Origin of the sequence: Pseudoalteromonas sp. L23, from assembly GCF_021728455.1 — a bacterium.
GTDB lineage: Bacteria > Pseudomonadota > Gammaproteobacteria > Enterobacterales > Alteromonadaceae > Pseudoalteromonas.
The window spans coordinates 88,304-103,866 of sequence record NZ_JAKKCW010000005.1 but is presented as its reverse complement, the minus strand read 5'-3'; the positions used below and the strand labels follow the sequence as shown (position 1 = coordinate 103,866).

7 protein-coding genes are annotated in these 15,563 nt (G+C 44.8%); 3 read left to right on the top strand and 4 right to left on the bottom strand.

Features of this window, described 5'->3' with window-relative positions:
* Positions 1 to 65 precede the first annotated feature (65 nt).
* A complete protein-coding gene (mnmC, locus tag L3V43_RS10590; RefSeq protein ID WP_102057023.1) occupies positions 66 to 2,051 on the top strand; it encodes a bifunctional tRNA (5-methylaminomethyl-2-thiouridine)(34)-methyltransferase MnmD/FAD-dependent 5-carboxymethylaminomethyl-2-thiouridine(34) oxidoreductase MnmC in 1,986 nt (661 codons plus the stop codon).
* A gap of 81 nt (positions 2,052 to 2,132) precedes the next feature.
* On the opposite strand, the gene L3V43_RS10585 is transcribed toward mnmC, so the two are convergent.
* Positions 2,133 to 3,623, bottom strand: coding sequence for a DUF3612 domain-containing protein (locus L3V43_RS10585; RefSeq protein ID WP_102057024.1), 1,491 nt, complete (start codon positions 3,621 to 3,623; stop codon positions 2,133 to 2,135).
* 145 nt (positions 3,624 to 3,768) lie between these two features.
* Between L3V43_RS10585 and L3V43_RS10580 the strand changes: the two genes are divergently transcribed.
* Together L3V43_RS10580 and L3V43_RS10575 are read left to right on the top strand one after the other, a co-directional pair.
* On the top strand, positions 3,769 to 4,257 hold the full coding sequence (locus L3V43_RS10580; protein WP_102057025.1) for a malate synthase: 489 nt from the start codon (positions 3,769 to 3,771) through the stop codon (positions 4,255 to 4,257).
* Between the two features lie 94 nt (positions 4,258 to 4,351).
* The gene (locus L3V43_RS10575) at positions 4,352 to 6,538 is read left to right on the top strand and encodes a cation:dicarboxylase symporter family transporter (protein ID WP_235367654.1); all 2,187 of its coding nucleotides are present in this window, start codon (positions 4,352 to 4,354) and stop codon (positions 6,536 to 6,538) included.
* 136 nt (positions 6,539 to 6,674) lie between these two features.
* Here L3V43_RS10575 and recD read toward each other — a convergent pair whose 3' ends face one another.
* Genes recD through recC form a run of 3 tightly spaced genes read right to left on the bottom strand, consistent with a single transcriptional unit; the run spans position 6,675 to position 15,329 of the window.
* Positions 6,675 to 8,552 carry an exodeoxyribonuclease V subunit alpha gene (gene recD, locus L3V43_RS10570; RefSeq protein WP_237116565.1) on the bottom strand — a complete coding sequence of 626 codons (1,878 nt, stop codon included), beginning with the start codon at positions 8,550 to 8,552 and terminating at the stop codon, positions 6,675 to 6,677.
* Positions 8,549 to 12,085, bottom strand: coding sequence for an exodeoxyribonuclease V subunit beta (recB, locus tag L3V43_RS10565; protein WP_102057028.1), 3,537 nt, complete (start codon positions 12,083 to 12,085; stop codon positions 8,549 to 8,551). The genes recD and recB overlap by 4 nt, the downstream gene beginning before the upstream one ends.
* Positions 12,072 to 15,329: an exodeoxyribonuclease V subunit gamma gene (gene recC / locus L3V43_RS10560; RefSeq protein ID WP_237116566.1), complete on the bottom strand. Its 3,258-nt coding sequence runs from the start codon at positions 15,327 to 15,329 to the stop codon at positions 12,072 to 12,074. Before recC ends, recB begins: the two co-directional genes overlap by 14 nt.
* Between the last annotated feature and the right edge of the window lie 234 nt (positions 15,330 to 15,563).

Sequence of the window (15,563 nt, the reverse complement as noted above, 5' to 3'; positions counted from 1 at the left end):
GCAACCAGACTATTGAGTCGAAAGACAGTAAAATAGTTCCCAAATAGTCGAACATAGAGTCTTTCATGATAAAAAACGCTCAAATACACTTCAACGATGCTGGTACCCCTGTTGCCGATAGTTTTGACGATGTCTATTTTTCCAACGATGATGGGTTAGCTGAGTCACATTACGTCTTTTATACTCAGAACCATATCGACGAGCGGTTACAAAATCATGGCAAAGACCGATTTGTCATCGCAGAAACTGGTTTTGGTACTGGATTAAACTTTCTCAACGCTTGGTATCACTTCAACCAGCGTAGCAAAGACGCATGCGTTAACCAACTCCACTTTGTCTCATTTGAGAAATATCCAATCCATATCGATGATTTAGTTAAAGCGCTACAAGCTTGGCCTACGCTTGCCCCGCTCGCCGAAAAACTCTGCCAGCAATATCCGATGGCCCTTGAAGGATGCCATCGCCTAGAGTTTGATAATGGTCAAGTGACCTTAGATTTATGGTTTGGTGATATTCACGATAATTTACCACAACTAAGTTTCGAACAAGCCGGATTTGTCGATGCGTGGTTTTTAGATGGCTTTGCTCCGAGTAAAAACCCAGATATGTGGCAACAAAGCTTATTTGATGCCATGGCCAATATGAGCCGGGATAGCGCTACTTTAGCAACATTTACCGCAGCGGGTTTTGTCCGCAGGGGACTACAAGACGCCGGCTTTGCGTGCAAAAAAGTCAAAGGGTTTGGTCGCAAACGCGAAATGGTGGTCGGAACGCTGAGCCGTGCCAATAAAAACTCCAATACTCCAGCGTATTACAGCACCACACCGCGTAAGCTAGAGAGTATCGCTATTATTGGCGGCGGTATTGCCTCAAGTTGTTTGTTGTATCACCTTAGTAAACGTGATCTTAGCGCAACACTTTTTTGCCAAGACGACGCGTTAGCCAAAGGCGCTTCTCACAATCGTCAAGGCGCGCTATATCCAAACCTGCAAGCAGATCACACGCCATCGAGCGAGCTTTACGCCCACAGCTTTTTATATGCAAAGCGCCTTTATCAGCATATTGCAAATACAGGCTACCACTTCGCACACGATTGGTGTGGCGTACTCTTGCAGTCCGTTAGTGAGGCCAAACGAGCGCAACATCAAAACCTAGCCGAAAAGGCAACTTGGCCACATGATTTAATTCATGCCGTCGACGCCAAGCAGGCTTCAGCTATCGCAAACACCATGCTGCCCTACGGTGGACTCTATATTCCAGAGGCCGGTTGGCTAAACCCTGCAGAGATAACGCAAGCAGTGTTTGATGCAGCTCACGCGTTAAAAGCAGTTTCGACTTATTTTAATACTGACATACAAAAGCTCGAAAAAACCGAGAGCGGCTGGCTGTTACACAGTGAAGATAATACGTTTGGGCCGTTTTCAGATGTATTTGTCTGTGGCGGTGAGCACTCTGACCGATTCGAGCAAACCAAACATGTTCCTTTACACGGCGTCCGCGGTCAGGTCTCTCATGTTGATGCTGGAGAAGAATCACAAAAACTCAATACCGTACTTTGCCATAAAGGGTACTTTACTCCTGCAATGGATGGGCAACATTGTATGGGCGCGACATTTGAAAAAAACAGCAAAAGCCGAGAGGTAAAAGCCGAAGATGATGTAGTTAACCGTGCCCAGCTTGAACGCTTTTACAAAGACACGGAGTTAGCCGCGAGTCTTGGCGAAGTCACCTCGGCAAAAGCCGCTGTACGTTGTTGTTTTAACGATCATTTGCCTATGCTTGGTCAAGTCCAACATAACGATGAGTTTTGCTCGGCCTTTGCCAATTTAAGAAAGGGAAAACACTATGGTTTTGGAAATCCAGCACTACCCTATCAAGGAATTCATATTGTTACCGGTTTTGGCGCACGAGGACTGTGCAGCGCTCCGCTGGTTACTGAGCATTTAGTTGCAACTCTACTTGGCGAAGCAAGACCTTTAAGCGAGCGAGTACATCAGGCAATCCACCCTGCCAGATTGCTCGTCAGAGATTTAATTAGAAGTAAAATCTAATAATGGCTAAGGCATAACATCACCTAGATCTAGATATTATGCCTTAGCGCTATACGCCCATTACACGGTAGAATTTCAATATCAATTGCTAACGGAGGAGAGCGCATAACAACTAGGCTTTCTCGGGCAGCTTTTTCCTCGAGTACAAATCACCCGAACTGAGCCCTCAAGTCCTCTTTCAATCCACTGGATATTTAAAATCTTGGCGACACGGAGTAATTGGGTTTTCATATGATAGGGCACCACGCTCGCGCCACCATGGCTAATACAAGCTTTTTGTAACTCTCCAATCAAGGCGTCAGCATCAATCCCTTGTGCATTAATAGCAGGATTGAGATCAAGACCCGCGCACAGCACCCTTGGACGATTCGCAACATCAACAATTTTTACTGACTCACAGCAATACAGACGCGGTTTGCCATTGACGTTCAGGATCGAAAGCTGAGCACTGGCACTATTGCTATCATCATGAAATTTACGAAATACGGCCCAGTGCTGACACGGATCGGCAACGCTACGCATATTGCCCCAAGGTAAAGGAATGCCATTGCCCCGATACACCGCCTTGAGTTTACCGGCTTGATAAGCATCAAAATAATGCCAATGTGGATAAGGTGAAACCGATGTCATTCTGCGCATTGCGACGGAAGCAGAAATACCAAGTTGCTCATGGACGCGCACATCGTAACCTCGGCTTTCGAGTAACTGCCGAAATGGTGTACGGGGACACAATAAGGCCCCTGCAAAGAAGCTCGATTCAAAATCCTGCCACGCGCTCAAAATATCCTGAGCATTTGGAGTATCATGATCGGGGTTATCGTTACTTTTACGACTTTCTCCAGTAGTGAGTACACATTCTAAACCCTCACTATTGTGAAGCACGGCATGGCCAATATGAACGGCTAAATCGTATTTCATTCTCGCGGGATGTGCGTGCAATGCGCGATTTATAAACACCATGTTTGGCTCTTTGAAATAAGAAGTGATCATCCCCTCTCCGTCAGGCGATGATTGCTCAAACCACTCCACTTTTCGACCTTTTGCTATCAAAATTGCCATGAGATCATCACAGCTGAGATAGAGATTTTTACCTCCCACTTCATCGGCTGCTCGCTCTAAATCAGGAAAGTGGTTTTGATGGTGTTCTTGGTGGGCACGGATCAAAAGGTGCGCAAACTGCCTACCACTGATCCCCGCTTGGGATAGCATTTCTGGAATCGCAATTTGTAATATCTCTTTGGCAAATAGAAAGTTGGGCTCTAAAGCCATCCCCATTATCCCACCGAAATTGCCTTTATCTGGCGCTATCTCCGGTGCTTCAGGTTGACTGTCTAAAAACCACTCAATCGGTTTTTGAAATACATTAGAGAAGTTTTCGAGCATCGCTTCGCTTGGCGTACGCTGGCCTCTTTCAATCATTGACAGGTAGGAAACGGAAGGCGCGCTGGTTGGATCTTGCTTAACACATCGAGCCGATAAATCTTCTAAAGTCAGATGGTTACGCTTTCTTAGATTTCTTATTTTAGTACCCAAAAAGTGAGACTTTCTAATTAAGCTTGCAACTTTTGCCATGATTTCACACCCCATTTTTGTGAAATTCACACTGTGAAATTCTTTTTGTGAAATTATTTGAATATTTAACTTACACTCAAAATGTACACGAAACAACCAGAATATATTTCCCAATTTATGACAACATGAACAAGTGAGGTGGATCATGGCAGCGCAATTACAACCGCATACAGAGCAACCAATTGACGATACGAAAGCGCAACAGTCAATGCTGGCAAAACAGTATCTTGATGAACAATGTCCTTTAGAGTTTGGCTCACACATGGAGGTGACAGACTATGTGGTTTACTACAATCACCTGCTTGCGTTTTTTGCCAACGGCACCCATTGTGGTTTAAAAAATTGTAGCCAATTCGTCGCGCTTTGCGGTCACCGAGAAACGCCTGAGGCTGTTTTGCTAAAACAGGACGATGGCTTACATATTGAAATTACCTTCAATCGCACCGGAATGCTCGGCCAATTTGATAGCGCCCATATCGAAGATATCATCGTCGAAACGCCACTAGCGTCTGTGGTTGGTAAAAAGACTAAAACCCAGCTACAAAAACTATGGATGAGCTTTTATCACGGGGTGCAACAACCAGCAGGAAAAGCCTGTTATCGTGCCAAAAATGGGGATGATTATGAACTTTGAGTAAACACTCGATAATTTGTAATCAAATCGCTCAAACATTCAGTAAGTTTTAAGCTAAGCTAATTAAAATACCGCTCTTTTTTCGACTGAGCACATGACTAAATTGCTTAATTTTCTAAAAAACATTAACTGGATGCTTTGGGCGCTCATACTTGGCATTTTTGCTGGTTTAGTTTTCGGTGAACGGTTATCATTTTTAAAACCTATCGGTACAGGTTTTGTAAACCTGATGCAAATCACCATTCTCCCCTATATTGTCGTCAGCCTTATCGTGGGTTTAGGCAAATTTAATCCCGAACAGGTTAAAAGTATTCTTGCAAAAGCGGCGCTAGTCATGATCTCCATTTGGGTGGTAGGTCTTGCTGTGATCTGGTGCTTTATTATGACATTACCAGCGCATGATGCCGGGACCTTTTTCTCCCCGGCACTGGTCGCCGCTGCTCCCGAAGTAGACTTCGTCAAACATTATATTCCCGCTAATCCATTTGCTTCTATGGCGGAAGGTAATGTACCTGCCTTAGTCATATTTTGTATTGCGCTAGGTATGGCGCTTATTTCCAATCAAAAGAAAAACCGTTTACTGGATGTGTTAGAAGTCGTTGGTCAAGGTCTGTCGGTGATTTCCAAGAAGATCATTGCCATCTTCCCTATCGGCATTTTTGCGATGACAGCAAGCACCGCAGGTACGATGAGCGCAGAAGAATTGTCTGAATTGCAAGTATACTGGGTTGTCGTTTTATGTGTCGGCGTGTATTTGATGTTAGTACTACTCCCTATGCTTGTTGCCGCACTCACCCCTGTTAAATACCGCGACCTCATCATGGTTATGCGCAATGCATGGATCACCGCATTTAGTACCGGAAACGTTTTTATTGTATTGCCAGTGATCACCGAGGGGATCAAAGATCATTTACGCAAAATTAAGCAAAGCGACGAAAGCTCTGATCACATCGCTGAGGTGTTAGTGCCTATCGCTTATACCTTCCCGAGTTTAGGAAAGCTTACGACCCTCATTTTTGTCTCTTTTGCAGCATGGCTTACCGGCAACCAAATCGGCATCGAACAAATTCCTAATGTGTCTTTGTCGGCGATGCTAAGTTACTTTGCTAACGTACATATCGCTATTCCCTATTTGCTCGATACCTTGCGTGTCCCGGCTGATACTTATCAGTTATATCTATCGATGTCAGTACTCACCGCAAAGGTGGTTTCACCGACCACTGTGGTATATATCTTCGCATTTGTATTTTTATGTATTTTCATCAACCGTAGACAATTACACCTAAAACGCGTGCGCTCGGTTTATTATTTAACGCTACTATCTGCACTACTCCCAGCATTTATGTTGTTGAGTTTTACGGCAAATAATTACCTCGGTAAACAAACTAAATCGGCCGATGAGGCCATTGCTAATATGGTGATCTCAGATACCGTCCCTGCTCATGTGCTTAGCTATGTCCCTAAAGCATACCAAAGTGGTGAGTTGTCTTTGACGAATATCGATGTGATTAAAAAACGTAACCTGCTGCGTGTCGGATATCTTATCGATAATGTGCCATTTAGTTACTTTAATCAAAAAGACCAGTTAGTGGGTTTTGATGTCAGCCTAGCACATAGGCTCGCATCCGACCTTGGGGTTAAAATCGAGTTTATTCCTTTTAAAAAGCCACAACTGGCAGAGTATCTCAACAAGGGATATTTCGATATTGCAATGTCCGGCCTTGAAATTAATATTGCCGACTTACAAAGCGTGCGCTTTAGTGACAAGGTATTGGAACTGCAACTAGCGCTCTTGGCCAAAGATCATGATTTGAAGAAGTTTGCTGACAAGTCAGCCCTACTTACGCTTGATAAGCTGAATTTAGCTCACGTTGAGTATGCTCCGTTACTCAAACAATTGGCGCAGCAAAACCCTAAGGTAAAAGTATCCGGTATTAACAATTTGCAAAGCTATTTTAAGCACCCAGAAAGATATGACGCCTTAGTGATCAGCGCAGAGGCGGGCTTTGCATGGAGCATGTTTTACCCTGAGTTTGGTGTTGTGGTCCCGGAAGGGGCGAGTTTGAAATACCCCGTTGGATTTGCCGTCGCCAAGCGTAATCAAGATTTACTGAGTTATGTAAATGCGTGGCTGACTATACAGCATACCAATGGCCGTATTGAAAAAACTTATGATTACTGGATCTTAGGAAAAGGTAGTGTACAAAAGCAAACTCGCTGGTCGTTAATGGATGAACTTGAAATCGACCCTAACACACTTATTGATAAACTGAAGTTCTAATACTAACGGAATAAAAAAACGCCGTCAGTTAACACGTTAACTGACGGCAAGTCTACTCACTGGGCGAGCTAGCTTTCAAGCTCACTTTAACCTTAGCCAAACCACAAAATAAAACAAGTTTTTAACAAAAAATTCATTATTTTGATAGCCGACTTCGCAAACCACTACTGCGACTTACACTTCGATTCATACCCTGCACTATCACTTTATATTGCGCCACCAATTCAAACTGCTGTTTAGCTCGGGTGATCCCAGTATAAATAAGCTGGCGATTTATCCCCTGCTGCGCACGTTGAATGGGTGGTAGTATCATTGCCGTGTAAGCAAACTCAGAGCCTTGCGATTTGTGGATCGTCATCACGTATACTCTATCAAAGCTCGGCAATCTGGCAGGATAAAAGCGCCTAACGCAGCCCTGTTCATCAATAAATGATGCCTGTAGCTCACCCTGTTCGTCGCGTAAAATGATCCCGATATCGCCGTTAAACAGTTTCAGCTGGTAATCATTTTGGGTGATCATAATGGGCATACCAACGTAAAACCGTCCTGTCGGTTGCACTAATCCCATTTGACTAAGCTTGAGCTCTATTCTGCGATTTAATTCGTTCACACCGTAAGGCCCTTCTCTCACGGCTGCAAGCAATTGATAACTGGCAAACTCCCTATGAATTATGGCCTCACTCTCACCATGATGAATGGCAAGCAGGTATCGCTGATATTGCTCCGCCGCTCTGGCAATTAAGGCATTGTAGGTTTCACTATTTAATTCATGATGCTGTATATCGCTATAACCTTGCCACAGCACGCTGTCTAATTGCCGCTTATTGTTACTATTTACGGCAAATGCTAACTGACCAATCCCACTTCGGCTGTCAAAACGGTGACTTTTTTGTAGAAACGCCAGATTATCTTCCAACATAAAGTCAGCGCTGGTATCACCCGACTCAGGCAGGTTTTGTTTACTCAACTCAGCTAGCTTTGCTTTCAGTGCCTGACTGTAATGTGGTGCTTGCCCAAGCGTTAAGTTTTCACATAAGTCGCTGAGTACGTTACCAGTATCTACCGATGCGAGCTGATCTTTATCGCCGAGCAAAATAAGCCGTGCATGTTTTGGTAGTGCATCCACCAGCTTCGCCATAAGCGATAAGTCCACCATGGATGCTTCGTCAACAATCAGCACATCAACATGCAGCGGGTTATCTTGATTGTGACGATAGTGAACGCTATTAGGAATAACGCCTAATAAGCGATGAATAGTTTGCGCCTGCTCCGGCAGTAAGTCGGCAAGCGCTGGCGGCAGGTTTAACCTCGCTTTCGCACCAATAATTGACTCACTGAGCCTCGCAGCCGCTTTGCCGGTTGGCGCCACTAGCTTGATGGTCAACGGCGCACTGTTATAAAGCGATTGTAAAATCGCAAGCAGTTTTGTGACCGTCGTGGTTTTTCCCGTACCGGGGCCGCCCGTGATGACACAAAATCGCTTAATGATAGCAAGCGTACAAGCCACTTTTTGCCAATCAATGTCTTCTTCACTGGCTGGAAAAAACGATGCCAACAGTGCACCCAGTTTTGCTTCGTCCAGCGTTACATCGGCTTTCGCCAACATTTCAAAGTGTCCCGCAAGCCTTGCTTCATAATTTGCTAATCTCGCCAAGTAGAGCTTATCAGCGTATAGCCGAAGCGGCTTATCTTCACCGACCGCAGGATGCTGTGCGAGCGCAGCAACGGCTATACCTGTGCTTGAAAATGGCGACAACTTTACAGATTCATCCGCAACCGCGTAGCTGAGCTCAAACGGATCCTGAAAATTAATACTGTCTAACTCTAAACAACTATGCTGACGTCCATGAGCGATTAATAATAGTAAAAATACATAGAAGTAATCGTCGTAGCCTTGCTGATTCAACAACTTGGCTAACGCGATATCGGCTTTACCAACTCGTTTGTGTTCAAGCAATAGCGCCTTGAAACCGTGATGGTCAAATGCCTCAAAGTCCATACTTAACTGGCTCATACAGACTCCTCAAATAATGCATCTAATTCTAATACCTGCTTTACGCTTAACTGATTGAAGAAAATCCCCTGATTGTCCGGTAATGCACGTAAGAACAAATAGTAGTTTCCACCTAAATGCTGCTCAGGGTTATAGTCCACGAGGCGCTGCTTTAACAAGCGGTGAAGTGCCACGGTATAAATCATATACTGTAAATGATACTGATGAGACGACATCGCAGCATTGAGGTTATCGTAGTGATAATCTTCTGGGCTATCGCCAAGGTAGTTGGACTTGTAATCGAGAACAAAAAACTGTCCTTGCCACTTGAAGATTAAATCAATAAACCCTTTCAACATGCCTGTCACATCATCAAAGTTTAAAAACGACTTTTGTCCAGTAATGTCACTGAGGATCTTGTTCAGCTTCACCGCACTGAGTGGTTTTAGTGGCAAGTAAAACTCCATTTCAACAATGCAGTCGTCCGGTGGCAGCACACCAAGTTGTAAATGAGGATGTGGCGCAAGAGATGCAGCCAAGCAGCTTGTTATCCAACGCTCAGCTGTCTCTTGCCATTCAGTCGCGATACCGAACTTATCCAAAGATTTAGTGATCGCTTCGGTCAGGGTATACTTATCTTCGTTTTTGGGGGAATGCGGCGCGGTAAAATCTATAAGCTCAAAGATTTCGTGCAAACAGCTGCCCGGCTTGGCCCCCTTAGGAAAAGTATAAGAGGTTTTTTCCCGCTCTTGGCGCTGCTCAGGCAAGTCCAGTAAATGGTTTTCGTCCACGGCCCCGGTTGGTTTATCACCATGATGCGTGTGGTAGCTTAGCTGGCTAAAGCTTGTGGTACGCCAATGTCGTTCAACCTGACCGCTGAAGGTTTTCGCAGACAGAGCTAAAGGCTTGTCTTCAAGTCTGGTGTTTATCGCTTGCTGTGGCGTGGTGATTTCATCTAATCTTACACATTCCATTGCCGCATGTGCTTTACATAACTGGCTTAAGGCACTTTGCCAAGCCTCGGCACTGTCGAAAGTTTCCGTGCCAAACAAGGCAAATCCTAAGGCCGTTTTGTGCAGTGCAGACTTTTTACTACGCCCTTGTTGAATGTCGTAAAGCCCAAGCTCGCAATAATGCACCGCTCGCGTCAGCGCAACGTAAAGTAAGCGAATATCCTCAGCCAGTCGTTCTTGCTCTGCTTTTTCTTTCGCGTCATCACTGGCTTCAAGGTCGACAACTAACTTATCCCCTTGGTGATAAACTAACGTATCAGGCTCACGAAACCCAAGTGCAAATGGCATAAAGACAATCGGATACTCCAAACCTTTTGATGCGTGCATGGTCACAATTTTCACCAAATTGGCATCGCTCTCTAAGCGAATTTGGCTGCTGCCACTCTGAGCATTATTTAGCTGCGATAAAAACCAACGTAACACACGACCCGTGCCATCAAGCTCTAATTGCTTATGCTGTAAAAGCTCAGCCAAATGACGGAAGTCAGTAAGCCAACGCTCCACTTCCATTCCCTGCTGCTGCCAAATCACTGGCAGCTCACAAGTTATCAATAAGTGTTCCAGCATCGCCATTGCACCAGAGCGATACCACAGCTGTGTTAACTCACTAAATAGCTGCAAATAACCTTGCCACTGCTGTTCATTAAACTGCAAGTCGTACAGTGCTTGGTTGTTTAAATAAAATAATGGTCCCGCAAGCACGCCTCTGAGCGCCGCTTCGTCGTAACTCCCGTGCAGTACATCAAGCAGTTGATACAACGCGATTGCTAGCGGCTGCCTAAATACACTATCTCTGGCAAGGTACACACTGGCAATATCGAGTTGATTTAAGGCTCGTTTTATCAAGCTCGCTTCTATGCGGTCGCGAACTAACACACAGATATCCGCTGGCACAACTGGGTTTTCGCCAATCTTCGCAACCCCCGACCGCCCTTGCTCGATAAGCGCTGCAACTCGACCAGCGAATGCTTGGCTTAGCCGCGCTTGCGCGGCGCTTTTGTTAAGCGCTTCATCCTCACTTGGTAATACACTAAAGCGCAGAGCTGACGACTTTTTAGACGCGATAGTAAATTGCGCATCCTCGGCTTTACCTTGCGCGCTCACCTCAATGAAAGGGATATCTTTATTGTAGATAAAACTATTGGGGTGACGAGTAAATATCGTATTCACTGCGGCAACCACATCACTATCGGAGCGATAATTGGTTGCAAGCGTATACTGCCTGTCTTGCGCAACTCCTTGCTTTGCACCGATATAAGTAAAAATATCCGCCCCGCGAAAGCCGTAAATGGCTTGTTTTGGGTCGCCTATCAAGGTTAATGCCGTATTTTCCTTTGCGTAAACTCGGCTGAAGATCCCATATTGTATGGGATCGGTATCCTGAAACTCATCTATCATAGCAACCGGATATTGCAGTGCGATTTTTTCGGCTAAGCGCTCACCACTATCGCCCATAAGCGCTTGATACAGCTGCTTAAGTAAATCGTCGGGAGAGATCAAGCCATATTCTTCTTTGTGGGCGTGAAGCAAAGCTCTTACCTCAGTCACCGCTTGTTGCACTAACGCGAATTTAAGCCCACTCCCGACCAATTGGTGGAGCTCTGCCAAGGTATCAAAGTGACGAATAAGTTCGTGCTCCAGCGGCGTTGTATTCTTTTTATATTGAGCAACATCAGCAAGGCTTTCACTGCCCCAAAGTCCAAACGAGTGATTGCTGCTACCAAACTCAAACCACCACTGCTCACTGTTGACATAATTCTCAAGAGCTTGAAGGTTATCCTTTCGCCCTGGTGCACGATTGCCTGCCAGCCCCGATTTTTTCAACACATTGATGTAGTCAGTTTTGACTATTTCGGCCTTTAGCCACAGTGCTAATGTTTGGTATTTTTCACGTGCGGCAAACACTGCATCTAAGGAAACAGAGGGTTTAATTTCGGCATTTTCTCTTGCTAATAACGGTCTAACTTGCTTCGCCAGTGCATAAGGCGTAGCAAATTGCTCTATCACAGCCTGTGTTTTTTCTGTGTCTAGCGGGTAGACAAAACGTCGCCAATGATCTGCCATCGCGGCATCAATCAGCTCGCTCTCATCGAGAATAAATTCGAGGTTAAATGCCACCTTAGACTCAAAAGCGTGTTGCTTCAGCATTCTTTGGCAAAAGCCATGAATGGTGAATATCGCGGCCTCATCCATTGACTTAGCGGCAGCATCAAGGAGATCAAAGGCGCGCTTTTTATCTTCAATTTGCGCCAAAATGGCATTGATCAGTTCATCTTTACAGACTTCACCTAGTAGCACGTCTCGAGCTTGAATAATGCGTTTTCTCACTCGGTCTTTGATCTCTTGTGTTGCCGCTTCTGTGAAAGTTACCACTAAGATTTGTTCAACGCTTAACGGCTCATGTTGTTGATCAGAAGTGCGCAAGCCTAGTAAATAACGCAGATATAAACCGGTGATGGTGTAAGTTTTCCCCGTGCCTGCACTGGCTTCAATTAGGTTTTGGCCACTTAAAGGCATAGTAATGGGGTTAAGCATCTCCATGACGTACCTCCTCAGCGGCATTAAGAATAGGTGTTAACAAAGTAAGGCTAAGTGCGCAAAAACGCGCTTCATGAGCTGACAAATCGCTAAAGCATAGTTGAACATAGGGATCTTCTCCCTCTCCTCGACCAACATATTGCGGCTTAAATTTATATGCGGCCTTTTTAATATCCTGTGTCTTGGCGTATTCCATGCTAGAACTTGGGAAAAATGCCACAGGTTCGCTCAGCGCTTGTTTATAAAAAGCCAGCCACTGCTCCAAATATTGCTGAGCTTGTGGTTGTGAAATAGCGGTAAAGTGCACGCTTTGATCTAGCCCAACAATATAAGTCGTGACTTCATACCCCATTACGCAAGCCGCGCAGTGATGTAAAAACCCTTTAATTAAATCTTTCGCTTTAATACTGGCGCTGCGATAGTACACTTGCCTGTTTTCATACACACAATCAAGCCAGCCAACCAGCAAATGCTCTGCAATACCAAGTTTTAGCTCTAGAGGCTCCTTTGCTTCATTAAGCAAAGGCGTTAGTACCTTAACCATAGGTTCAACGCGGGTCAGCAGCCCCTCTAGCTGTAGTTTGCCGATGTTCGCTTGTGGCAGCGAGCCTCGTTGTAAAATCTGTTCAAGATTTAAGGACCGTTGTTGTAGCTGAGCATCCAGCACTTCATCTAAATATTGATAGCGCTCCAATGCATCTAAGGCGAAAGGCTCTTCATCAAGTGTTAACGCTTCTATTGGTTTGAGTTTAATGCCCAGCGCTTGCTGATAAAATAACTTTTGCGGCTCGCAAACGCCTCGCAGCAAATCGCTAAACTCAATTTCTGCGTCTAAAACTGGTACTAACGGTTTTACCTCATCAGCATGCGCCGCCCTATGCTGCCAAAGCCAAGTACGATTGTAGCTCTGTAGTGAGCCCGCTTTAAAATGTTCGGGATTAAAAGGTTGTAATGGCAGCTGTGAAGTTAATCGAGTGACTAAAGACTGCTTTGGCATGTCTTCGAAGTAAAAGCTGCGATCTAAATATTCTGTCAATTCGCTGACTAAAACGGATGGCACTTGGGCTTCGTTGTTAAAACAAGAGCGGCCAATATAACTGATATACAAGTTTTCTCGAGCACTGAGTAAGGCTTCTAAGAACAAGTATCTGTCGTCTAGTTTTCGTGAGCGATCGCCTTTACGTCTCGTGGAGTGTGCGACTAAATCAAAACCAATAGGCTGCACGGTACGAGGATAGTCCGCGTCATTTAGACCAAGCATACACACCACTTTAAATGGAATAGCACGCATCGGCATCAGCGTACAAAAGTTTACCGCTCCGGCTAAAAAGCGCTGCCCAACCCCTTTTTCTCTGACGCCTTGCTTAACCAAATACGCTAATATTTTTGCTGAGACTGGCGCTTGAATATCGCCATTTTCATGGTGTTTTTCGATATTCTCTATAATCTGCTCAAGCTTAAGTAAATCCCAACTCTGTTCAGATTCTGACGAGTAAAATAGCGCCATGGCTTCACGTAGAATTGCTGCGAAGTTCGTTAAGGTCTTTTCGCTGCTGAGTTGTAGTTTTAACCAAATCAGCGCATCAACAAAGCCGATAAGCTTGTTAAGTACCGCCACCGACATACCTTCGACTTCATCAGCAGGATAAATGGAAGCGAACGGCGTCTGTTCATCGTTTGTTGCAACCCCTAAGAGCAAACGGTTGAGTCCATGCTGCCACGTATTTAGTGGTATTTTTGGCAAGCCATATTCGCTTTTATGGCTGTCGTTTAGGCCCCATTTAACACTGACCTGATCAAGCCAATAGCGAATTAAGTCAAACTCATGGCTTTCAAGGTTAAACTGTTCGGCGATCGGCGCAACGCCCAGCAAATCGAGAATATCCGACACGCAAAAACGGTTATTGGGTAAGTCTGTCAACGTCACAAAAGACGTTAAAATAGGCCGCTCTTGCTCAATTGCAAGATCAGAAATCGCATAGGGGATCCGCAGATTGTCTTCACTACTGTCAAACACAGCTTTAATAAATGGCGAATAGGTGCCCACATCAGGCATCATGACGATAATGTCTTTAGGCGTCAGACTAGGGTTTTGTTCAAACTGATTGAGTAAATAATCATGGAGCCGCTCGACCTCACGCAGTGGCGTATGGCAATCCTGAAAAACGATACTGGTATCATCGGCCATAATGGGTAACTTGCCCTGCTGCGAAACAAACCAATTTGGATCAGCAGTTAACGACTCTCCTTTAAATGCCAACTGGTAGATCTCTTGCTGAACCTGACCAAGCAGACTGTCATCAAACGCGTCATCAAATCCATCAATCCAACTGGCATCAAGCTGCAATAATTGCTCAAAATAGTCACGCCCGAGCTTTCCCCATGAAGAGAGTAGTGGATTGCCAACGTAATAATACTCGCCGTCTTTCGCTTCGAGCTCTGGCATTTTGGCGTATTTTGCGGCGACTTTAGCTCGAGTCTTCTCATCGACTAAATCTCCCCAGTAGTGTTCACTAGGGTTAAAAAAGAATAAAAATACATTCGTTTTTTGGCCAAGCGCTTGAAAAATATCAAGTTGGCTGGTTGATATTGCCGACAATCCAAATATACAGATCCGCTCGGGAAGCTTGCCCCTTGGTGCATTGGCCAGCCCTTGCAGTAACTTATCGTGCATGTTGGCACGGTGATATGGACTTTGTTCAAGCGCTTCAACATGGCTAACTAAGCGACGCCAGAGATCAGGCTGCCAAGGCGCGATGGCTTCAACATCCACATCGTTCAGCGTATCTTGGCCCTGATCCCAAAGCTCAATCCACTGGGGGCGATACATTAAATATTGGTCAAAAACGTCGGCAATTTTTTCACACAACGCAAAGAGTTTAATTCCTGAAGGGTCGTCACCTAAATAGTGCTTAAGCGCAATATATTGAGGCTTATCAATGCAGCCGGGTAATAGCGTAAATAGTTTCCAAGTCATATTGCCTTTATTAAAAGCGGATTCCTTGGGAACATCATCAATGAAATTTTGATATAGCTTCCAAATGAAGCTAGATGGTAATGGAAAGTCGACTTGTGCACTTATCCCTAAGTGTTGACTCATGCCTAGTTTGAGCCATTCAGACATACCAGGAGATTGTACTAACACCACTTCTTTTGCAAAAGGATTTGCGAGCGGTGCCGATTTCATGAGTGTGCAGAGTTGTGCCTGCAAGATTTCCATTCGATTCGATTGGATGATGTGTAACATGTTGTCTGCCATGCAGTTTAACGCTGTATTAAGTGTATCGGAATCTTCCTATAAGCGGTAGTTATTGAAGTTATTGCGAGTGCGCTTGAGTAGAAAATCAACAACCGCCGCTTCTCAGAAACACTTTTATACCTATTTAACCTGAGTTTCGTATAATTAATGCCTTTCTAGCAGAAAGTTTTAGCGCTAACTACATTGCATTCACTTGTTCTAAATGAGAAGTTTTTAACACAG